The following is a 22,072-nucleotide window of genomic DNA, read 5'->3' as shown; positions in this document are numbered from 1 at the left end:
TCCAAACTCACGAACCACGACGGAGAAGTCATGAACGCAGAAAAAACACAGGTGATTCAATGGTGCGCCGAGGGAGCATTGACCGGCGAGCTTACCTTTCCGGAAATCGTCGGCAGGCTAGGACAAATCGGCGTGGAACGATATCACGCAGACTACAGCCGCCAGGAAATCACGTACTACTTGGCAGAAGGTGACACCCTAGTTGTGGCCACACTCCATCCTACTCACGCAATCGGTACCGTATTCTCAGCATCGGAAGTCGAAGCCGCCGTCCGCCAGAGTCAGCGGAACGAGCATACCTACTTGGAGTTCATCCGGAAAACAATGGCCGCTGGATGCGTGGGATACTTCGTCCAGATCACCGGCCGCTGTGTTATCTACTTCGGACGCAACGGTGATTCTCACGTGGAGCAATTTCCACCATCACCCGTGGAGAAATAAAACAAACCAGATCACAAAAATGACCCGGGTCATTAGTCGGGGCGACAGGACGGCAATAGAACTTTTCTCCTGTGGGGTACGCTCTATATCCGCAGTCTCAAGTCTTGCTGTGAAAGGACTTGCGGTGCCGCTCGATTGCAATGCTGAAGACACACAAACGTGATTTGAATCCAAGTGACCGGGGTCACGCCCTAATGCTCAATAACCTTGCCTTGACCCACGAATAGCTGCGAAACACAAGCTTATCGCTCTAGCCACCTCTAGGTTCGATAATCGGAGCAAGCTTCAGAACGACACGGAGGTAATCCGTTCTGACCGGCAGCGCGGTTGTGCGTCCTGCCAGTTGAGTGAAATTGCGGCCACTTGCCAGCTCGGTTGCTTATAGGCCAACACTCATAATAGTTCGCGCGCCAGGCAAATGCTTATCTCTTCGTCGCTCAGGACGTCCTCGGACACGCCCTCCTTAGGCACTTGGCCGAATCGCGGCGATCATCAAAACGTCGGCCCGAATTGGCCTCAAGAATCGGATTGTCGGCCGATAGGGCGTCGCCAGCATCGCTACAATTTATTGCAATCCAAACAAGTAATTTGCACGTGCTGACGGGTGATCAAACGAGAATCAAGCTTCTGATTCACTATATGACACGCTGCCCGTTCAATTTGTAACGGCTAGTATTGCTATTTCAGTTTCGCGACCGACCAGCGAGTAAGCTTTTCTGGATTCAGGCACATATAGACTCCTCTCACGCCATCCTCGACACGGAGCGCCGCGACATGCACCACATTACCCTGTAGGGTAAACACGACGCCGGGGTCGCCGTTCACGACGGTTGGGTGCATGTCGTAGTCGCGTCGCTTGGTATGGAAGACTTTTGCCAGGAAGCGAGCAATGCGGTTGCGTCCGCGAATTACAACTCGCGCCGCCGTGACCTTGCCGCCGCCATCGGAATACACTTCAACATCTTCTGTCAAAAATTGTTCGACGAGCTTGGCATCGCCGGCCCGACAGGCGGCAACGAACTGCTCAGCCAACACGGCCGCTTGCTCTCGCGGCGGGCAATAACGCGGCGCACCATCCGCCAAGTGTGCTTTGGCGCGACTGACAATTTTTCGGATATAGGTCTCCGATTTTTCCAGAACCTCAGCGATCTCGCCGTATTCATAATCGAAGACGCTTCTCAGCACGAATGCCGCCCGCTCCATCGGCGATAGACGCTCGAGCAAGATGAGAAAACCCAAGCTCAGCGACTCTTGCAAATCCGCATCGTGCAAACCAGCAGATGTATCAACGGGCTCGGGAACCCACGGTCCGATGTACGATGGTTGCCCGTTGTCAGCGTTAGGCATCGACGTCGCAAGAGGACCAGCGTTGATCCGTCAAACATTTACTCGCGGCTTTCGTTCACTAGTTGACGTCGTGGTGTCGGCCATTCCTGGTCGATCCAAAGCGGCAAAGCAAAAGCAAGCGTTGGCGACTTGGTCGACTTTAGTAGGAGCGATGATTTTGGCGCGGGCGGTCGATGACGTGGAATTGTCAAATGAGATCTTGGACGCTGCTCGCAACGCGATCATAAAATCATCGTAAGCTACGGTACGCTAGCTGCCCAACGACGGGGTTAGGTGTTGCTGCTCAATTCGATCCGCCGCGTGGCATTGACGTTGCGCAGGAACACTTCATCGTGAGAGACGACCAGGATTGCACCGTCGTAGGAGTTAAGTCCTCGTTCAACGGCTTCGATGGAGTCGATATCGAGATGATTGGTGGGTTCGTCGAGGATCAATAGCGCTGGCGGTTCGGGGGCACCGAGCAGGCAGGCGAGTCCGGCGCGTAGTATCTGACCGCCGCTGAGTGTGCCCACTGTCTGCAGGGCAGCATCTGACTTGAATAGAAAACTGGCAAGCGTGTGACGACATAGGTTTTCACTCGATGTCGGGTTGCGCCGTTTGAAATTATCGAGGACAGAAAGCTTGGGATTGAGGAAGCTTGCTCGCTGATCCAAGACAGCCATGCTGACTCGAACTGAGACGGTCCCCTGCAGTGGAGTTAACTGACGATCCAACAGTCGAATGATGGTAGTCTTGCCGGAACCGTTGGGGCCGACTAGGGCGATGCGCTCGGGCCCAATCAGTGAGAAAGTTAAATCGCGAATGATGGGTCGGTCGGGATAATAGCCAGCTGTCACGGCATCAAACGCCAACACGACACGGCTGTTCGAGAGCCCGGTTGCTGGTACCGCGATCGCGAGTTCATCCAAGATTTCAACGCGAGCCCGGGCCTGTTCGACGTTTTCTAGTGCTTGAGCTTTCTGTCGCATGGCACGTCTCACGCTGTCGCCTTTGCTCGATTCGGCGTTGTTTTTTCTTGCGCCCAACAGAATGCGTGGGATGCCACCGCGGGCCCGAGTTCTGGCCCCGGCGGCATCTCGATGCTGCTTTCGTTCTAACGTCATTTGAGTATCTCGTTTGACCTTGGCCGCGTGTTTTTCAGCGTGGGCCATATCGTGTTGCGCGGCTTGCAACTCGATTGATTTTGCTGGCGAAAATGACTCCAATTGCCTCCATAGCGAGTAGCGCCGAGTGATGTAATTTCGACGATGGCGTCCATGTGTTCCAACAGTTCTCGATCGTGGCTGGCAACGATCGCACCTGCCTTCCAGTTGGCGATCAGGTTGAACACTGCCTCGCGTCCCATGCGATCCAGATTATTCGTTGGTTCATCGAGCAGTAAAAAATCGGGGGCTTGGAAGAACACGACAGCAATGCTGGCCCGTGTCCACTGACCTCCCGAGAGTTTGCACAGTGGTGTGTCGGGGCGGACGTCCAGACCAACTCGGTCCAGCGCAGCCGCCATTCGTTCTTCGAGCGTCCAGTCGGCATCCGCCAGCTCGTCAATACTTGCTTGACCCGCTTCGGCGCGACGCAAGATTTCAAACGCTTTGCGCACGTCAAAGAGATCGGCGAGAGTTTCTTCGGGCTCTATTTGCACTTTCTGTTGCAGTACGCCCAACGTACCAGTGACAGTGGCGCCACCCGTTTTAGGTAGGAGTTCGCCACTGATGAGCTTCAGTAGCGTTGACTTTCCCACGCCGTTTCTTCCGACTAGTCCAATTCGCTCACGACTCACACTGAGATCAAAGTCTTCAAACAGGCTATTACCGTCCGGTGTGGACCAACCAAGTTGTCTCAATGTGATTTGTGACATCGCTTCGACTCTTGAATAATCATTAAAGGTACGATATAGTGCTTTTATAGCATCGCGGCCAATAATGCAACGCCACCGTGCTATTTCCCAGCCACGAGAGAGTGAAGCGCTACGTCATGAATTTAGGTAAACCACGTGGGCGACCAACGAAGGACGAAGCGGCGGTAATAGATGTTCGCGTCCTCGATGCGGCGCGCGCACTTTTTAGCCAAAAAGGGATCGCGAACAGCTCGATTGATGAGCTTGCCCGGACACTCGGTGTTTCCAAGCACACGATCTACCGTCGCTATGCCAGCAAGGCACAATTGCTCGACGCCGTGGTCGAACGAGATATCAACGCGTTTCGTGACGAGTTGACTTCGGCAGGTGCGACCAGGACCGACGAACTTGAATCGCTTTACCAAGTGGCACTTCGATACTTCAAGTTCGGTTCCTCACCCGATTACTCCGCGTTCTATCTTTTGGTTAGCGCCGAGGCTGTCGTTTCGCCTGACCTACGCGAACGCTTAACTGAATGGACCAACTCCGCACTGCAACCGGTGATGGATGCGGTTTCGTCGGCACAGACCGCTGGATACTTGCGTTGTGGCAGTTCCTCTTCGATAGGCGAAATACTCATTGACCTGTTGGAGGGTGCAAACAATCGAGTCCGGTTGCGAGATGCGACATCGATCAGCAGCCGAACGGCACGGAAACTGTTTGACGATCGTTGGCAAGTTTTTATGAAGGCAATGGCGAGCGAATGAGGTTCAATGAATATGTCACAAAGATGGCTCATCACTGGTAGTTCCAGGGGCATAGGGCGAGCACTTGCTCAGGGAGTGCTCAGCGCGGGACATCGTCTCGTTGCCACGGCGCGTCAAGAATCGCATCTTGCTGATCTCTTAAAGCAGTTCGGCGAACAAGTACGAACTGTAGATCTGGATGTGACCGACCCGGTGGCCGCCGAGCAAGCAATGCAAGTCGCCGTCGATGAATTTGGCGGTCTCGATGTTTTGGTGAATTGTGCCGGATACGGTAACGTGGATTCGATTGAAGATACCGATCTTGGCGAGTTTGGCCGACAGATTCAAACCAACCTGTTTGGAACCATCATCGTCACGAAGGCGGCCATCCCAATCATGCGTCAACAGCGTTCGGGCCACATTATTCAGTTTTCTTCCGTGGGTGGTCGCATCGGCGCTCCCGGACGGGCACCCTATTCCGCCGCGAAATGGGGCGTGGAAGGATTCTCCGAAGTGCTCGCGAAAGAGATGGCGCTCGTCGGAATCAAAGTGACCATCATCGAACCTGGTGGGTTTCGGACAGACTTCGCCGGCTCCTCAACATCATTGAGTTCAGGTCCACCTGAGTACGACGCCGTTGTCGGAGCTGCTGCGCGGATGCAGCACGCGTACGATGGTCGGCAGCCTGACGATCCGGTTCGTGCGGCACAGGTAGTTATGAAAGTTGCTGCAATGGATCAGCCACCGTTGCGTTTACCGCTAGGCAATGACGCCGTGAACGCACTGGAGCAAGCCGATCTCGCAAGATTGGAAGAGCTTTGGCGCTGGCGTGAACTGAGCGTTTCGACAGACTATCCGGAAGAATGACTGCGTTGAACGTGTAGAAAAAGGACAGTGACTTTAACAACGGATCGTATGAAATCAATGTTTTTCATTGTGTTGTTATTCGCCTTGCTTGGCGGTGTTGTCACGGGATTGGACATCACCTTTTCACCAACGCGACTATGTCTTCACTCGTTACGCACGCTAGCTGGCGACGTTGAAATGTCATCTACTTTCCAGCTGATGAATAATTCTTCGTGTTAAAACTCGCTGATCATCGCCAAACATCAGCGTCTGGCTTCGGCTCGCTCCTTGGCAAATTGGCGCGGTTCAATCGTCAACGCTGCTACGTCCGTTGGAACAGCGAGAGGTTGTCACTCAACCAGCCTGAGACGGACCGTGCCTTCTTGCCCGTGAGGTCCAGGATCGTGTTGGTCGTTTCCGCAAGGACCGAGTCCTTGAAGAGCCGGTCGAGCCCGAGCCGGAGATCGGCGGCCATGTCGCTGGCTCCCGATTCAATGAGGAGTTTCCGGTGCTCAGCTGGATCGCGGTGACGATATTCGACCATCTGGCCAAGCAGCCGACGTGAAGAAAAGGTACGCGGACTCTTTTTCGCGTTGCGCGGGCTCTCTATTCGTGTTTTGGACGCCAGCATCCGATGGCCGACACCGGACGCTCGTCAGAGCGTCCAAACTCATCGATTTCATTGACCAGGCGAATGGTTAACGTGCTGACCTGTTCGTGGAAAGGCGGACTTTGGATTTCACCAAATGATTTTACTGTTGCGTGGCCACTGATAGCTAAAAAAGAAACGCCGTGACCGCCCCGGATGGCGGCCACGGCGTACTGGTGGTCAGCGATGGTTGGGATGACTTCGGCTGCGTCCGACGTTGCAGCCTTAGCTGCTACCAGTGCGTTTGCGGGTTTTGTAGAACCACCATGTGACGAAGCCGATGATGATCCATCCTGCTAATTCTTCAATTTTTCCTCCTTGAGAATTCGTATTGGGGCTGAGTGCCTTGGTGAATGCTAGTGCCCCATTCGTTTTGTTAGGAAGCGTCGCGGACGGTCCATTCGCAAGACAGCAAATTGATGCTGGTGTCGGCGTCGGTCGGAATGTCGCGGAGCCAGCGTGTGAACTGGTGGACCATGATTCCCGCCGCGATGCTGGCAGCGTAGATCGTGCTGCGTGACGTGCAGGTTCCCTGCTGGGCCTCTGACGCAGCAAACAACGTCGAGTCATAGTGAGTTGAGGACGCACCGTCAGTGACAGCGAGAACTCGTAGTACTTCGCCCAACATGCGACCGTCAGCCCAGAATGCCGAACGTCCTCGGACTGCTTTCCAAATCGCAGATCTTGCGGCAATTGAATCGACGCAGCAGAAGACTGCATTGCCGATTTCTTGGCGCGGACGAAAACGATCCTCCAATCGAATGACTTCGATGGTTGGGTCAATTTCGCCGATGGCTTGCGACGTCGCAAAAGGCTTCGCCAATCCAACCTCGTGCTTTCGGTAGCCCTGCGTTGTCGTGTTGGACAAGTCAACGCTATCGAAGTCGATCAGTTGGATTCTCGGTGTGCCGATCGAGGCGAGTTGTAGGGCGACTTGGCGTCCGATCGCGCCGACACCGATCACCGTTGCGGTGACTTCTGCCAACCGGGCCATCGGGACCAGTTGGCTTTGACGCTCGAAACGATTTGACGTTGCACTCAATGCCCTGCCTCCAATAGACGATCGCTCCACCGATCGGCTGCCGAAGCGTTCCGTTCCCACCAGTCGGCATCCTCGAACGTTTCGGCGAATGTGTGACGTGAGGAAAACGGATCGTAGACCGTCACGTTGTCACAGTATTCAATGAACCAAGCTTCGTGGTCGGAGGCCGGAAACTCAGTGTCGAATACGGTACGGCATCGTAGTCGTCGTTCAGTTCCTGGGCCGACGTTAAAGCGTGCTCGCGTGTAGGTGTTACCCTCCTCGGCGATAATATGCATTATCGCCCAGTCGACGCCACCGAAACAATGGTCGAACGTTTCTTCATCGGTGCCGCTTGGAGACGGCGACGCACCTGGGTGCGTGTGAATCCAGATTCTCGCGAACTGTTCCGGCTGACGACCGGCGTCAACTTGTTTGTCGAAAAAGTCGGCAACGCTGTCGTCGTTGAATTCGACCGAGACGACTGAGCAAACTTGTTCGACAAGTTGAATATCTTCAACGAGCAACAGGTCGCTGGCGTTGGAGATGCCGAATCCACCGACTTCGGTGGGGCCAATATCACGCAGGTACAGAAGCTTTGCCATCGCGTACGGTGTGAACCGCAGCGACCGTTTGCTTGACTTCTCCGCATTCTTCTTCACTCGCTTCGTTTTGTTTGGTGATGCAATCATCACAGGTTCCTTCAAAGAGACAGGCGTTACAGAAAGAATTGCCGCAGTCGTCGCACGACTTCAGGCACGTTTGACAAACATCGTCGCCACAGCCTTCGCAGGACGAGATGCACTCATTGCAAAACCGGTCCACGCAGGATTCGCAGGAGGTGCTACAATCGGGACATAATTCGGTTTCGCATTTGCAGCAGCCGACGACTTCGTCTCGGTCGACGTTGTCGCCACATGATTTGCAGCTGACTCCGTTCCAATCTTCGATTTGCACGTAGGCTGAATCGGGGTTGTAATTCCGCAGTACGTGATCGACGATGCAAAAGAAGTCGTAGATGCGTCCCTCATCGAGGGATCGCCGGATCGCGTCTGACCCTTCCCCTTCGCAAAGCGTTTCGCCTTGCACGTGAGGATGCGTGACGCTGTCATTGGATGAAGGGCAGTTCGGCTCGACTGCGATCACTTCATACGGAGATGACTCCTTAATGAACTTCCAATTCAAACAGATCTCGAAGCTTCCGAGCTCAACGTACTCGAGCGAGATGCTCGATGTCTGGACTGTGAGTCGTTGCTTTACGCGATCGATCGTGACGCTCTTGAACTCGCCGCGGAGTGCTTCGATCTCTCGATAGACGGACGTTACCGTCGGTTCGAGGCGTGGTTTAGCAAGACGATTCAAGTCGTCGATCACGTGAGCCGATCGCATTCGCAGCACATCGAGTGCCCCTCGCAGTCGGTCGGTGGCATCCTTTGCTGCGGCGTTCCAATTCCTTGCGGTGGAAGCCTCAAGCCGTCGCCGCCAGCGACGACACTGATCGAACGACTCGTCCAGTGCAGTCATTGCCTTCGGAGCCTGAACGCCTTTTAGCGAGTTCAGGATTTCGACTGCCGCCCGGTAATCGTGCGTGATTTCGTTCGTCATAACATTGGCTCCAAAAGAGGCCCTGTCGAGATGGTCGGCTACTTGCAATCAAACCACCCCGACTGGGCAATGAACATAGAAATCAGACCGCGCCTTCGATTTTGAGTGGCGTAAAGCTGACGCGGTCGCCATCACGGAGCACTTGATCCGCGGGGGCTGGTTGCCGATTGACACGGATCAGATAACTGTCGGCATGGAACCTGCCCACATGTCGCTCGAACATCTGCTGGACAGTGGTGTTTTCGGGAGCGTCGACGTGGTGGGCGTAGCCGCCAGCGTCATTGGAGATGAGGAGTACCTTCATGTTTAATTCTCTTGGGTTTTTGGGAGGTAAACTTGCGTTTGGGAAAACGAAGCCGCCGCTGCCCTCGAATGGGAAAGCGGCGGCTCGTTACGTTTGGTTGCTTATTACGATGAGGTTTCATCGCGTTAGCAGAGTGCGGCTTCGGGATCGAAGCGGCCTTCATCGAGATCCTCGCGAAAGAGGTCGAAGTCATCCCAGTCGATAACGCGACCGCCGTGCACGGGATCGGTCGGGTCGTCGATGGGAATGGCAGGGTCAAGAAGCATGAAACCGAGACGTTTAACTGCGGAAACAGTGTCTCCGGTAGCAGCAGCCACGGCACGATTGAGTTCGTTTTGGTTCATCGGATAGGTTCCTTACTGAGAGGGGAAACGAAAAAAGCCCCGACCGTCTGACTTGAAGTCAAACGATCGGGGCTTTGCGATAACGGTAAAAATGGAACGGCTACCCTCGCGAGCGAGTTAGCCAATTCTGCTGAAGCCAAGCCACTTCTGCTGCCAAGGCTTCGCTACGTTTGTCGAAAGGTCCGAGTGTCGGACCATCGACCGGGGAAAAATCTGCGGTCCATTGACCGTCGAGAGTTGGCTCCACGTGTGAACCACGCCGGATTGCGATGCAACCGACTGAGCGAACATCAAGGCGATCATCGAAAATCATTTGAGTCTCGCCGTTAGTTGCGACGACTAAATCGATGGTCTTCACCGGGGACCTCGGATGATGTTCCGACGCGGTCGATCGGTCATCAACTCATCGAGACTCGTTTCGACCTCGGTCAAAGAGCGAGCCACTCGTTCGCGCAATGACGATCGATCTCGTAGATCTTGTGGGTCGACTCCAGTAATCACCTGCCTTGCGTTCTCAACTAGTTGATTGAGATCGTCGTTGCTTCCAATGTTGAGATGCTGAAATCGTCCGAAGAACTCATTTAGGTTGGCAATGGCAGAGTCACGAAAGACTTTCGGCTTCCCATCCACCGAACCGGACAAGCGTTCGGCCAGATGACCAACCAACTGCGAGAGTTCTTCGGCAAATGTTTGCTCGGCCAGTTCAACGGCTTCAGCGAACTTCGCTTTCACACGTTGGCATTCTTGTTCGTACAACTCCGGATTGACCGTCCGCAGATACGCAGGCGGTGTGACCGACGGAAAATCCCAGGTTATCCCGAACAGATCCGAGACGGAGTCGGGATAGTCTGTTGGATCGAACAGGTGCCCGAGTTGATTGCGGGCTTGATCGACGAGTTCCGCGAAACTGAGGTCGAGTTCGTCGACGGCTTCGCTAAGTTCCACTTGGATGACGATCATTCGATCGTCAAACTCCGAAACATCGCCGCGGCGTAACAACCGGACGCCAGGTTCGATATACGGCAAGGTCATGCCTTTCCACAATGCACTCGCCTTGGACTTGATCGCCGAGACGGCGCGGAACGAAGGATGCGATGTGTCGAAGAGACGTTTGGCCGCAGAGAGCGTGCGGCTGTCGGCGTCGAACGCGCCGGCCGCTTGTAGTTTCTGGTCACGACTGAGACTCTTGCGAGTGCCGGGCCAGCGGATGTGCAACCGCGCGGCGGTCGTTTCGGCTTGAAGCCGCGTGCCGTGTGATGTTTGGCTATGGGTAACTGGATCTTCGAGCATGGTGCTCATGGATTCTCCTTTGTTTGAGTTGGTGTCACAAATTAAGCGGGTCAAATCGAAGCCGATCAATGATGGTTTCGATTTCGTCAGCGGTTAGCACCGGATGCGGGGAGACATCGAAGTAATGTCGAGTGGTGGATTTGTCTGCGCGAGCCATCTCATCCTTCCAAAATCGCAGTGCTGCCCGGATCGTGGCGAGTTGGTTTTGAGTGAGCACGTTAAAACGCCTCAATTCTGAGACGGATTGGCACGCGACACCCGGCGCCGCGATTGTGGCTTGGCATCATGCTGGTAAATTCCAGACTTTTCCGCATCCAAGCAACGCCCGCTGGCCCATTGCCGCAAACGGTCCACCGATTCAGTTGCCGTGACTGCGACGGGAACAACATTCAACCCCGCTTGTGAAAGCGGAATGTCCAGCAGGGCAGATAGTCGGCAACAAGCTCGGATTTCCGCGCCGGTCCATTTCTCATCGACCGGGCGCTTCTGTTTTGCATCCAGCCCAAACATGTCGATGTATTGGGTCCAGATTCGATCTTTCTGATCACGCTGCGGAAGATCGAGGAACACGATTCCGTCGAACCGCTCAGCACGAGAGAGCTCCGGAGGCATCCGCGTGATATCGTTGCAGGTCGCGATCAGGTAGACGTTCGAGGTATGGTCATTCATCCAGCTGAGCAACGTGCCCAGCATACGCGACGACACACCCGAATCGTTTTGCCCCGATCCCGCCGCCCCACTGAGAGCCTTCTCGATCTCATCAATGAACAAAATGCAGGGCGCCATGGCGTCTGCGATTTGCAGCGCCCGGCGAACATTTTGTTCCGTCTGGCCCACAAGACTCCCCATCAATGCCCCGATATCGAGGATAAGCGTGGGACGTCCGGCCTCTTTACCAAGTGCTTTGGCGAATGCCGACTTGCCGGTTCCTGGAACACCCAGCAACAGTACGCCACGAGGTTGCTTCAGCGGATTGTCACGCCCGTGCTGGAGCAGCGACCGTTTGCAAAACGCCTTCAAGCTGTCCAGCCCGCCGAGTGACGTGAAATCGTCACTGCTCTTGTAGAGCTGAAGCAGGCCAGACTTTTTGAGCATGCTCGCCTTCAGTTCCCAAACCGATTCGGGCTGGATCACGGAATCACGAACTAGGCTCAATCCGAAAGCGTTCTCAGCCTCCAATCGCGTCAACCCCATTGCCGCATCGAGCACCGTTTCGAGTCGGTCGGCGCTGGGGAGTTCGCCGTCTTCGGTAGCGATGCCCTCGGCGATCTCTTTCAATTGTTCGCGTGTCGGAAGCGGATGGTCGACAACGATGAACAGTTTTTCAAGTTCCGTCGGGATCTGTACGATCGGAGACAGGATGATGAAGATTGTGCGGTTCGATTTCCCATCCACGATTTGTCTTGCCAGTGCCTGCATCACTTCGGTCGAACCCAAGAAGCGATGAAAGTTGGTTAGTACAATCAAAGACGCCGTTTCATCCGAACCGAGCGACTTCATCGCACGAATTGCGGCCAAAGGGTCCGCCGCGCCGCCATCGTCCATGCTGGTGCTACCGCGAACACGCAATCCCTGGTCGATGTCCCAGGTGGCAAGTCGCCACTCTTGTTCGCGACAGAGTTGGGTAATTTCGAGCAACGCATCGTCGTGCTCATGGGACTCGATCCAGATGCCGGTGAAACAGGCTCGCACCAGTTCGACCAAGCGTTCTGATAATTTCATAGATTTCCCTATGGATTGGGTTGAGAGTTAGGATGCGAGCAGTTCGTTGATCGCCAGCATCCAAGAAATAATTTCGGCACCGCGGTCTTGCTCGCCAAGCATCGCCGGCGTCATTTGTCGGGCGGCTTTGGTGTTGAGCCATCGTTTCGAACGATTCGCCATACGGCTTTGCGAACGACGAGCCTGCAACTGCCAAGCAATCTCACCTGGACGCTTACGATAAAGTTCACGAGCGGTTAGTTCGGCGACACAATCAAAGTCGTCGAACTTGATGTGAATACCGCTAGCAGCGAAGATGGCGTCCGGATGCAGGTAGTTTTCGAGGCACCGCTTTTGAGTGAGAACGGCTTGGCATCGCGGACGCTCATTCACGGCGTTTGCAGCTTTTCGCCGAAGTTCAGTTTCCGGCGGAAGCTCGTGGTCGTAGAGATGGAACTCCGGACGAGCGAGCGGACCGAGACGCTCGGCCCAGGCTCGCACGTGACCGCCGCCAAACGGCACGAATATCAACTCCTCTTGCCGTTCCATCTCCGCCAGATTCGGAAGGCGACTGTCATCGGCATGGAGCATCAAGGAGATGCGGCGCAAGAACTCAATATCATTCATGCCTTCGACAACCATTAGCAGCCGAACGGAGTCGCAAATTTGAGTGACAGGTAAATGGGCTTGTTTAAGAGTGTCGATTATCCCTCCCGTTGAGTTTGGTTTTCGGATTGTGATTGGCTTGCGTAAAATTCCGCAGTTAGCTTTTCGGAGCATCTCGTCCCCAGGGCAGCCTCCAGAAATTGACTCGCCTCGCGGCATCCGCTTCCTGAAAAACCCTGGGTTTCGACCTTCGTTTCGCCAGTGGGGGCAACGGTGATTTGAATTGTTTTCAACTCGCACCTCCAACGTGAACCGTGAGCTTGATTGATCCATCAGCGAGCGGTTGTTCGGTCACCGAGTGACCCTGCTTATGTGCTTCCAATACGGATTTTTCAACCGCGTACCGCTGGATAAGTCGATCGAGATGGGACTGTTCGCCCCAGTTGCATTCGTAATTATCGAAGTGAATCATCCCCGCAGTCGTGTCGCAGACGACGGGGTAACGCCAGCGAGGTAACTGGACGCAATATCCAGTCGCCTCGGCGCTGAAGAGCTTCACGGTTTGATGCACCGGTTCGTCGAGTTCAAGTCGAAGGCAAGATGCCCGCAAAGCGACCGGATCGCGAATCTCGGTCGTGATCGTGACAATGTGTGACAAAGCGTTTTCCTTTAAAATTAGAGTTAGTGAAAATTATGCGGTTTTGTCGTCGCCAACTTGCGACTCAGAAGGCAGTCGCCGTGCATTTGATGAGACAGAAGGCAGACGCGACAGCAATTGCGGGTGATCCGCGACAAGGTCTCCCAACAATACGTCGATGATCACATGATCGTCGGCGGGAGCATCCGGTTGGCGGAGTAAGTGCCATACAATCACGAGTGGCAAAAGACACGCAATCCATAGTCCTGCATTGATGATCGCTGCAGCGGTCAGCGAATCGTAGCGACGCTCATTCGCTAGCGATCGACGATCCGTCTCGAGTTGATCTCGTTGCTGCCCGATGGCGGTTCGCTCAGCCTGCACCTCTCGCTGCATGGCGGTCACTTCGCGATGAAGTTGGTTGGCTTGCTGTGTTTGTTCGGCTTGACGACGTTCGTGTCGCCCGGACATTTCAACGAGACGATCGTCTTTGTCTACTTCGCATCCCGCCATCGAAAGAATCACGATCATCATCGCGAACCGTTGCAGGGTCGGGTTCAGGTTCATCCGTCCTCCATTGTTGAACGAGTCGTTTGAGAATCTGCTGCAGTGCGATCCGCAGTCTTCGCTCTTTGATTAGCGCGACGACCAACAGTAGCATGGCAACAGTCATAATTGTTAAGATGATGTGCGTCAGTTGGCACCTCCGTTAGGTTGAGTAAATGGATCCAGTGGGCATCGAGGGCTAAGATATCCCTCAACTTATATGCCGCGTTTTTGCGTCCAATTTAGCTGTTTGGTTCACGACTCGGCCGATCAGCCTTATCGCGAGTTGATTGATCACGCCGATGGGCTTGAATGATCAAGTGAGCAAGGTTGTTGACGACCTGCGCTCGCTCTGGTTTGTCAGGTTCAGGTTTCTGTCCCTTCGCATTTGGCTTAGGCATCGCATTCCTTTTTTGTAATGTCGATTGGCGCGACTGCGCATGAAAAACGCCTCACTTGAAAGCGAAGCGTTTGTGAATCTTGTGGGTGATCGACTGCGAGCTATGCAGACCGTCGCTTATGGCCGTTGTTGTATGGAACCGCTGGTGGTTCAAGCCCCTGCATTTCGTACCACCGTCGGTAGCTGTACCAAACGTTGCCGGAGTTGACTTTGTGTCCTTCTTGCTGGAGTTGCTTTGCCGTTTCACGATGGCTCGCACCCTCGATGTCAATCAGTTGGTGGACCCGCTCGGCGATGGCATCAAGTCGTGGGGGCTTCCGAAGCCACACTGTGATGGAATCGGACGACTGAGTTTCACCATCGTTCGATGAACGATTAAAACTGTCGAGTAGCCGCAGTTGAAAGGTGCCGCGAACATTGGACTGCTTACGATTTACTCGCTGTTCAACACGCACCATGATCTGCCCGCCGGTCAACGATCGAAAGATCGCAAGAGCTTGATAGAGAGCGTCTTCGCCCAACTCTCCCGTTGATGCGTCCGATAACAGATTCGACATCTCGGTAAGACGCTGTCGAATCTCAGCAACCGTCAAGGTATTCGTCTCACCGTTGATGCGCGTTTGCAGTCGATTGACTTCGCTTTGCATCGCACTACGTTCCGCTTGTGCCGCGCGAAGCCGTGCCTTTGTCTCCTTGCGGTCCGCCTCCGTGCCTTCCCCAGACATCTCGAAGAGATCATTGACACGGTTTCCAAGTACAGCCAGTTTCCGGCGAGACTTGGCGAGTTGATCGTCAAGGCCGTGATCTGCTCGCGAATCGAGTTCTTGGCTTTTCAACACTACAGATTCGATCAATTCAGCATCGCAAGAAATCGACTTGGTCAATTCACGACATACGGCTTCAACCGCATCTCGACGCCGCACGGCCGACTTGCATTTGCACTGGTCACCGTTCTTGCAATGCATCCCTGTACCCTGTGCACCGGTTTGATAGAACCTTACGAGCGACGCTGATGTACTGCAACTTTCGCAGAAGAAGAATTCGGTCGTCAGATCCCAGAGTTGCAATGTCTTGGGCTTACGTGGCCCTCGAGGACCAGTTTTGCTCCCTTCAAATTTGACTCGTAGCTTCTCAAACGTCTCGTCGTCCAAAATACGAAGTTCTTCGCATTGAACAGTGGTGACCTCGTCATCGGGTTGCTCGATCTGCTTGACGTTGTCTAGTTTTGTCGAAAATTGATTTCGTTTGCGACCAAACTCCCATTTGCCGACTAACCGCTCGTTCGCGAAAAGACGCCGGTAGCAGGCATATTGCAGTTTCCCTGTCGATGCACGCGGATCGACTGCGCCGCCAGCAGCATTCCAACGACGAACGCCCTCCCGAACGGACATGCCATTGAGCAAAAGCTGAGCATGTTCGTTGATGAGCTTCGCCGTCTCTGGATCAACTTCTGGCATCGTGCGTGGTCTGCCACGATTGGTAAGCGGAGCACCTGGAATTACTCTCCGCCGATATCCAATTCCAATTGCTCCTGTCGTCCAATTATTCAGAAAAAGCCCTGTCAATCCAGAGCGGACGTGGTCGGCGATCGCATCGAGCAACATATCGTCCATGATGCCGTGAATCTGTAGTTGTAACTTCCACGTCTTGCGATCATTGGTGTCGATTCCTTGTGAGACGCTGACTGCTCGCAGCCCTTCTTCGACAACTTCCTCATTGACGAATTGGTAGCCTTTGCCAGCCTGACGAAACAATCGACTCATCTTGTACACCAGCAAGACCTTTGCCTGTCGCTCGGAAAGGATTGCCTTCGTTCGATCGAGACCGGCACGCTGAATCCTTTTACCCTTGACGCCTTCATCGACTGAAATCAATTCAGGTGGGACATAGACGCGGTTCTTCGCAGCCCACTGGATGTTCTCGCGGACTTGGTCGTCGGTCGAGTGTTGCAGCTTCGTGCTGAAGCGTGAGTAGATCGTGCCGATCTCATAGCCTTTTGTAATCGCCCACGCGATTCGAGTTTCAAGCGTGGCGGCGGGATCGAAACCACTCAGGTCAAGATTGTGAACGGCAGCCATTTCGGACCACCATTTTTCAGCCTTTCGGATGAGTTGTACATTAGCTGTGCCGATACTAGGAATGTTAGAGTTCATGGTTGAACCTCCTGTGAGATAGATCCTCCGGATACAGCCTAAGCGTCGTGCTCGGCCCTTGAAGGATCATTGATGGGTTCAGAATAAAGATGCATGTTCCGCCAGCGTTCCGCTGGCCAGAATTCCGCAGGCGCATAGAAAACGCTCCGTCAAAGACAGAGCGTTAGTTCGTTTTGAAGCGACTGATTGAGGACACGCAATGGGTTGAGCGGTTGCCACGAGTATTGTGCCGCAATTGCGATCGCAGTTTAACTTATGGAGTCCACTCGCGAATTTCTCCGTCCACATGATGCTCAAAAAGGCGAATTTCTTCTGCGGCGACCTCTAGCTTCTGCGCACCCGCGCCAGCGGACACGATCGCGTCACCGAGGGTGATCGGAAAACATTCTAGGTTCACAATTTCCGATTTAGTTTTCGACAGCCAACTTGGCTTTTTTCGCTCACCAAAGACCGTGTGGTCGATCGACAGACCTGTCTTCGCGTGGCGTGCCATATTCCACATAAACCACCATTTTGCTTCGTGTTTCGCCCAGTCAAACTCGATTTGCTCGCCCTTCCAGTGAATCGCTTGAAGGAATGAATTGAGCACCAAGTCATTGTTGAGGACCGCATGATCGTATGCCGCGTCGTCGTCAAGCAACTCACCAGTTTCCTTCAACAACCATCGGCGATCGTTCGTCGTCAAAAGGTTCAGAGTGTGTGCGATATCAATCACGGCTCGGACCTGAGTGCAGCCATGCACAGTCGACCACATCGCAACCGATCCGCCCTTCCGATATGCGATCTCAAAGTCGCCGCCGAGCCTTGCTGTTTCTTTGTACGAAAAGACTTTTTGCCACAGCTCAAACGCTATACTGGGTGTGCACACTCTCAACATCGTTTCTTCGAGCTTTTTGCTCGCCGCTGCGGATAGATTGCTTGGCTGGGTCATTAAACCATTCACCTCATTACCTCCCTGTACCAATTTTCTCGCTCCCACATGAGCACTTATATCGCACCATCTTAGTCGAGAGGCGATTGAGGAGAACAGGTCTTTGGCTACCGGTTCTACCGGCTGGGAAAACCCTGCTGCACAATTGTTTTTTGAAATCTTCGATTTCCGGTCAGCGGAACGCTTGTGGAATGGTGGTATGGACACTGTCGGGCACTTGTTCGCATGAATCACGACTGTTGCGATATATTCAGTGCCCACCACCTCTCCCTTGCTGTCCTCCACCATCGCTGTCGAGCGTCACGGGATTGCCGCGTTGACGACCAACACGGCAATTACCAACCTTGGAGGCATGGTCCACGGACAGCAATCCAACGATCGCAAGAAGCCCGGTTCAGGCAAACTGAAACGGGCTCTTTCGACTTTAGATAGGGCTGTGCTTGAGAAGTAAATTTTGGCCCATTCGCCATATCATCATTCAACTCATATGACGCATTTTGGTCAGCAATTTAGCAATCTGCGATAGGGTGCGAGAAGCCAAAAGCTAACAGCAGTCCATCATGTAATATGACGCAAAAACGCTCTCAATTTAGCTCGTTCGACGCTTCTTCGTCATTCCGAGTGCGGCACAAAGCGGATTGTTGTGTTCGTCAGTCCATTAGGCGAAATGATCTCAACATAGTTTTGTGTTCAGGTGCCGCCCAGAACTAGATATGTCGCCGAGTGACATTTGTGACGCCGGCGAAACATCATTCGTCAGAATCTCCGGATTGGGATGGCAAAAACCATGTTCCGATAGGGCCGATAAATGTTCTGATAAGCAAAAAACGTCGGCTTGTATCTTCGGGCTGTAAGTTGCTTCCACGTAACGACTTGTGGCATATGAATCGTGATAGGAAAAAAGAAAAAGACGGATTCCCGTGTCCTCCGCTATTGAAAAAACGCCGTCGGAAACATCACGTTTCAGGCGGCGTTTTTTATTTGGCCCGGTCCATTCGGAGCAGCGTCTTCGTGGCGGTCGGTTAGTCCCGAAGGGACGGCACGATGTAGCCACGGGCGAGAGCCCGTCGATGCGTGGGCGAACACGATTGCAAAGCCCTGAAAGGGGCGACATGAATCGTGGGCATGGGATCTCTTGTCGTCTCTTCGGGACTACTGGTGTGCGATGTGTTCGTGGTCCATGGGCTGACGCCCATGGCTACAGCATGACGCCACTTTGTGGCTATTACGAATGCTTACCACTTCGTGGCTTCATTTCGAGAAAACTGGCGGAAAATCTCTAATAAAATTAGCTGTGTCGCGTCTTTCCTTTTGAGAAGATGAACTCGTCGTGATCCAAGACAGCCAAGACGCAGCGAATCGAGTGAATGTTGAAACCGACTCCCCGAGTCTTCAAACCGAGCTCCGATGATGAGCCTGAGCCCCGTGTTGAAACGGAGCTGAGCGTACGGACTTTGTTTGACAGCGAAGAGACGCCGCTGCTGCGTTATGCGTTCGCCCTCAGCGGTCGCCGTGCGGTGGCCGAGGAAATCGTGCAAGAAGTGTTCTTGCAGCTGCATATTCACTGGGACGAAATCGATTCTCCCAGGGCCTGGTTGTTTCGAAGTGTTCGTAATCGTGTTTATACCCACATCCGCGATCACCGCCGAGAAGTGCTGAGCAGCGACGACGCCAAAACGCAAACGTGCGATCGCGAAGCGGACTCGCCCGAGGCAATGGTGCTGCGAATCGAGGCGACGGGAACGTTGCGAAAAATTCTCGAGGATCTTGACGAGACCGATCGCCAGCTGGTGAAGCTGAAGTATTTCAAAGATCTCAAGTATCGCGACATCAGTGCCCAAACGGGACTCAGTATTGGCAACGTCGGCTACCGTCTGCATCACATCTTGAAAGAGTTGGCAGGCAAATTGCGTCCACTCGGAATCGATGAAAATTCATGAATCAAGAACCGAACAAACCGTTGATCGATCCGGAACTCGAAGCTCGCATTGTTGCGCTCGTGTTGGGCGAAGCTTCCGACTTTGAGCGAGATCAATTGCAGCGTCTCATTGATGAGAAAGCCGAACTCGCTGCTTTCAAAGACGAAATCGAACGTGTGCACGGATTGATGCGAGACGTCGGCAACGGCGAATGGGATGTTAAAGACAAGGACTGGAAATTACCTGCGGAAAAACGCGACGCAGTGCTGGCGTTCATCAGCGGCGAGACAACCGAACCGCCAGTGATTCGACTCGCAGGCAAGTCCGGGGATCAGCCCAGTAAGTCTGTCGGGCGAAGCAGGTCGAAGCGGCGTTGGGTTTTGGGCAATATTGCCAAGGTCGCTGCCGTGCTGCTGATCGTGGGATTCGGCGTGAGCATGTTTCTGCCAAGTATCCAATATGCGCGTGTCGCTTCCCGACACCAAGACGCCCGTATGAGCGCTGATAGCTTCTTTGATTCATCGGAATCGATGGATGGAGAGGACCTCTTGTCCGATTACGATGCCTTCATGACCGAAGACGCGGTTAGCGGACCTGCTAGCGAGGATCACTTTGGTTCCGCAGCAACAAAAAATGTTGAAGGTAGGGAGTACAGCAACAGCTCGAAATCAGCCCTCTCGGCGATTCGCGAGAGTCTTAGCCAGAATGCGAACAAAGCTCTGCCGTCCCCCTACTACCTGCAGGACGATATTCAGTATCTCCCGTCAGGTCCCGAATTCAAATTGCAAAAAAGTGAAGCAGAGTTGCAGGAGAAGTTGTGGGAGGAGAGCGAGAGTGTTTCGCCACGACAGGCCGACAATGGTCGGCGTCCTGAGTTGTCGCAGCCTATCGTGGGTGACTTCGCTGTCAGTCCTCATTCCGTGACAAGTAGCACTGCGGTTGAGTTTAGTGACGAATGGGGGGCGCGAACCTCGTCCACTTTTGAATCGGGAGCAAAGGATTTTAGATTGCCGAGTGCAGGCGATAGTAAGCTTACAAGTCCAGTTATTGCGGGATTAGCTATGGAAGAGCTGCGTAAGGCGGGGCAGCCAGAGAGTTCTAGCGAACCCGCATCGCGTGGGCTGTCGGTGAAAGAATTGGAGCAACCCCTATCGGAACAAGAGCCCGACGTCGTTGTCGAAGGTTTCCCCGCTCGGACGGGGCGAATCATGCTTGGTGCGACGGTAAATCGAGATGCTGGGGATTCGGGGCAAGTGTCTTCGGCAGACGATTTTTCGTCAGGGCTGCGCGGTGGCACTGACCTGTATTTCTCCAATGGCGGCTCCAACGATGCACCGGTCGTCGGTGTCGAAAGGGATATGGATGAGGCAGAGACCAGTATATGGGTAGACGACGATGGGGACAGCCGCGATGACGGGGCAAACCTTTTGGGGACGCCACGAGAAAAAAACGAGAAAAAGAAGAATGCGGTTCGTATCGCGGAAAATGTCTCCGGAAGCGGTCCTGCGATGCCCAACGCACTCGGCGATCGATTCGATATTGATTCGGTCCGCATTGCTCAAAGCGAAAAGTCCAAAAGGGACGAATCACTTCGGCGATATGGCGAGTCGCCTGCCGACTCACCTGGTCCGGTCTATCGGTACGTAGAACCGTCGATCGAGTTAGGGAAAATGAGAGAGCTGCAAACAAAGGAGCCTGTTCGAACCACCGTCGCTCCAACCGCTTCTCCAGCCGGGCTGGACGAAAAGAATGCAGCAGAGGAAGCCTTTTCCACGTTCTCGCTGCACGTCAGCGACGTATCCTTCAAGCTCGCCCGAGCCTCGCTGGCCAATGGATCGTGGCCTGAGGCAGCCAAGGTGCGGATCGAAGAATTCGTGAATGCTTTCGACTACGGCGATCCAATGCCAAGCCAAAGCGAGAAAGTTGCCTGCCGCGTTGAACAATCGATTCATCCCTTCTTGCAGCAACGAAACTTGCTGCGAGTTTCGATGCGTACTGCTGCGGCGGGACGTGCCAGCCATACGCCGCTACGATTGACTTTTCTGCTCGATAACTCGGGTTCGATGGAACGAGTCGATCGTCAACAAACAGTACGCCGCGCTTTCGCCCTGCTGGCTCAACAACTCAACACGATCGATCAAGTCACACTGATCAGCTTCGCACGTCAGCCGCGATTATTGGCCGACAAGGTCAGCGGCGACCAATCGAGCCGGCTCGTGGAACTCGTTGAAAACTTGCCCAGTGAAGGGGGCACGAATCTCGAAGCCGCTTTGCAATTGGCTTTCGAAAAGGCCCAGGAACAACGCATTGACAATGCTCAGAACCGGATCATTTTGCTTACCGATGGGGCGGTGAACCTTGGTGATGCCAACCCCGATCGGCTGTCGCAGATGATCGCCACGATGCGATCCGCGGGCATCGCTTTCGATGCGGCGGGGATCAGTGCCGATGGATTGAATGATGAAATTCTCGAAGCGCTCGCTTGCAAAGGCGATGGTCGTTACTACCTGCTCGATTCACACGAGGCTGCGGATGAGGAATTTGCGAGTCAGATTGCTGGGGCACTGCGTCCTTCGGCAAAGAACGTAAAAGTGCAAGTCGAGTTCAATCCAAAACGAGTGGGACGCTACAAGTTGCTGGGCTTCGAAAAGCTTCGTCTTAAACAACAGGACTTCCGCAACGACAACGTCGACGCAGCCGAAATGGCGGCGGCGGAAGCCGGCGTGGCGTTGTATCAATTCGAAGCAAAGCC

Annotated in this window: 24 protein-coding genes; 6 read left to right on the top strand and 18 right to left on the bottom strand. The window is 54.0% G+C overall.

Annotation, left to right across the window (positions count from 1 at the left end):
- The first annotated feature begins 30 nt into the window (after positions 1-30).
- Positions 31-441 carry a DUF1398 domain-containing protein gene (locus ABX962_RS00775; RefSeq protein ID WP_372715690.1) on the top strand — a complete coding sequence of 137 codons (411 nt, stop codon included), beginning with the start codon at positions 31-33 and terminating at the stop codon, positions 439-441.
- A gap of 678 nt (positions 442-1,119) precedes the next feature.
- On the opposite strand, the gene ABX962_RS00770 is transcribed toward ABX962_RS00775, so the two are convergent.
- Positions 1,120-1,680, bottom strand: coding sequence for a sigma factor-like helix-turn-helix DNA-binding protein (locus ABX962_RS00770; protein ID WP_372715689.1), 561 nt, complete (start codon positions 1,678-1,680; stop codon positions 1,120-1,122).
- Between the two features lie 130 nt (positions 1,681-1,810).
- On the opposite strand from ABX962_RS00770, the gene ABX962_RS00765 reads away from it, so the two are divergent.
- Entirely contained in the window at positions 1,811-2,026 is a 216-nt protein-coding gene (locus tag ABX962_RS00765; RefSeq protein ID WP_372715687.1) for a hypothetical protein, read from the top strand.
- Positions 2,027-2,057: 31 nt separating this feature from the next.
- Here ABX962_RS00765 and ABX962_RS00760 read toward each other — a convergent pair whose 3' ends face one another.
- Both ABX962_RS00760 and ABX962_RS00755 read right to left on the bottom strand, forming a co-directional pair.
- Positions 2,058-2,756, bottom strand: a complete 699-nt coding sequence (locus ABX962_RS00760; RefSeq protein WP_372715685.1) for an ATP-binding cassette domain-containing protein — start codon at positions 2,754-2,756, stop codon at positions 2,058-2,060.
- Between the two features lie 131 nt (positions 2,757-2,887).
- A complete protein-coding gene (locus tag ABX962_RS00755) occupies positions 2,888-3,643 on the bottom strand; it encodes an ATP-binding cassette domain-containing protein (protein WP_372715683.1) in 756 nt (251 codons plus the stop codon).
- A 116-nt stretch (positions 3,644-3,759) separates the two neighbouring features.
- On the opposite strand from ABX962_RS00755, the gene ABX962_RS00750 reads away from it, so the two are divergent.
- Positions 3,760-4,389, top strand: a complete 630-nt coding sequence (locus tag ABX962_RS00750) for a TetR/AcrR family transcriptional regulator (RefSeq protein WP_372715681.1) — start codon at positions 3,760-3,762, stop codon at positions 4,387-4,389.
- 6 nt (positions 4,390-4,395) lie between these two features.
- Positions 4,396-5,235, top strand: a complete 840-nt coding sequence (locus ABX962_RS00745; protein WP_372715679.1) for an SDR family NAD(P)-dependent oxidoreductase — start codon at positions 4,396-4,398, stop codon at positions 5,233-5,235.
- Between the two features lie 301 nt (positions 5,236-5,536).
- Here the strand turns inward: ABX962_RS00745 and ABX962_RS00740 are convergent, their stop codons facing one another.
- The 15 genes from ABX962_RS00740 to ABX962_RS00670 form a co-directional block, all read right to left on the bottom strand.
- The gene (locus ABX962_RS00740; protein ID WP_372715677.1) at positions 5,537-5,845 is read right to left on the bottom strand and encodes a hypothetical protein; all 309 of its coding nucleotides are present in this window, start codon (positions 5,843-5,845) and stop codon (positions 5,537-5,539) included.
- Positions 5,846-6,239: 394 nt separating this feature from the next.
- The gene (locus ABX962_RS00735; protein WP_372715676.1) at positions 6,240-6,905 is read right to left on the bottom strand and encodes a ThiF family adenylyltransferase; all 666 of its coding nucleotides are present in this window, start codon (positions 6,903-6,905) and stop codon (positions 6,240-6,242) included.
- Positions 6,902-7,489, bottom strand: coding sequence for a hypothetical protein (locus ABX962_RS00730; protein WP_372715674.1), 588 nt, complete (start codon positions 7,487-7,489; stop codon positions 6,902-6,904). Before ABX962_RS00730 ends, ABX962_RS00735 begins: the two co-directional genes overlap by 4 nt.
- Entirely contained in the window at positions 7,464-8,489 is a 1,026-nt protein-coding gene (locus ABX962_RS00725; RefSeq protein WP_372715672.1) for a hypothetical protein, read from the bottom strand. Before ABX962_RS00725 ends, ABX962_RS00730 begins: the two co-directional genes overlap by 26 nt.
- Positions 8,490-8,571: 82 nt before the next feature.
- On the bottom strand, positions 8,572-8,793 hold the full coding sequence (locus ABX962_RS00720; protein WP_345320110.1) for a molybdopterin converting factor: 222 nt from the start codon (positions 8,791-8,793) through the stop codon (positions 8,572-8,574).
- A gap of 125 nt (positions 8,794-8,918) precedes the next feature.
- Complete coding sequence (locus ABX962_RS00715) at positions 8,919-9,137, bottom strand: hypothetical protein (protein WP_345322597.1); 219 nt, start codon at positions 9,135-9,137, stop codon at positions 8,919-8,921.
- Between the two features lie 354 nt (positions 9,138-9,491).
- Entirely contained in the window at positions 9,492-10,436 is a 945-nt protein-coding gene (locus ABX962_RS00710; protein WP_372715669.1) for a hypothetical protein, read from the bottom strand.
- A gap of 219 nt (positions 10,437-10,655) precedes the next feature.
- Positions 10,656-12,149 carry an AAA family ATPase gene (locus tag ABX962_RS00705; protein ID WP_372715667.1) on the bottom strand — a complete coding sequence of 498 codons (1,494 nt, stop codon included), beginning with the start codon at positions 12,147-12,149 and terminating at the stop codon, positions 10,656-10,658.
- A gap of 27 nt (positions 12,150-12,176) precedes the next feature.
- A complete protein-coding gene (locus ABX962_RS00700) occupies positions 12,177-12,755 on the bottom strand; it encodes an ATP-dependent endonuclease (protein WP_372715665.1) in 579 nt (192 codons plus the stop codon).
- A gap of 77 nt (positions 12,756-12,832) precedes the next feature.
- On the bottom strand, positions 12,833-13,027 hold the full coding sequence (locus ABX962_RS00695; RefSeq protein WP_372715663.1) for a DUF2997 domain-containing protein: 195 nt from the start codon (positions 13,025-13,027) through the stop codon (positions 12,833-12,835).
- Entirely contained in the window at positions 13,024-13,392 is a 369-nt protein-coding gene (locus ABX962_RS00690; RefSeq protein WP_372715661.1) for a DUF1257 domain-containing protein, read from the bottom strand. Before ABX962_RS00690 ends, ABX962_RS00695 begins: the two co-directional genes overlap by 4 nt.
- A 33-nt stretch (positions 13,393-13,425) precedes the next feature.
- On the bottom strand, positions 13,426-13,938 hold the full coding sequence (locus ABX962_RS00685) for a hypothetical protein (protein ID WP_372715659.1): 513 nt from the start codon (positions 13,936-13,938) through the stop codon (positions 13,426-13,428).
- Positions 13,939-14,159: 221 nt separating this feature from the next.
- Positions 14,160-14,318: a hypothetical protein gene (locus tag ABX962_RS00680; protein WP_372715657.1), complete on the bottom strand. Its 159-nt coding sequence runs from the start codon at positions 14,316-14,318 to the stop codon at positions 14,160-14,162.
- A 100-nt stretch (positions 14,319-14,418) separates the two neighbouring features.
- Positions 14,419-16,470 (bottom strand): recombinase family protein, encoded by a 2,052-nt coding sequence (locus tag ABX962_RS00675; RefSeq protein ID WP_372715655.1) that lies wholly within the window; start codon positions 16,468-16,470, stop codon positions 14,419-14,421.
- A gap of 253 nt (positions 16,471-16,723) precedes the next feature.
- Positions 16,724-17,689: a hypothetical protein gene (locus ABX962_RS00670; RefSeq protein ID WP_372715653.1), complete on the bottom strand. Its 966-nt coding sequence runs from the start codon at positions 17,687-17,689 to the stop codon at positions 16,724-16,726.
- A 1,079-nt stretch (positions 17,690-18,768) separates the two neighbouring features.
- On the opposite strand from ABX962_RS00670, the gene ABX962_RS00665 reads away from it, so the two are divergent.
- Positions 18,769-19,341: an RNA polymerase sigma factor gene (locus tag ABX962_RS00665; RefSeq protein WP_372715651.1), complete on the top strand. Its 573-nt coding sequence runs from the start codon at positions 18,769-18,771 to the stop codon at positions 19,339-19,341.
- Positions 19,338-22,072, top strand: a 2,735-nt coding sequence (locus tag ABX962_RS00660) for a VWA domain-containing protein (RefSeq protein WP_372715649.1), incomplete at its 3' end; no start/stop codon positions are given. The genes ABX962_RS00665 and ABX962_RS00660, both read left to right, overlap by 4 nt.

Source organism: Novipirellula sp. (assembly GCF_041583735.1).
Classification (GTDB): domain Bacteria; phylum Planctomycetota; class Planctomycetia; order Pirellulales; family Pirellulaceae; genus Novipirellula.
This window is presented reverse-complemented; position numbering and strand designations above follow the sequence as displayed.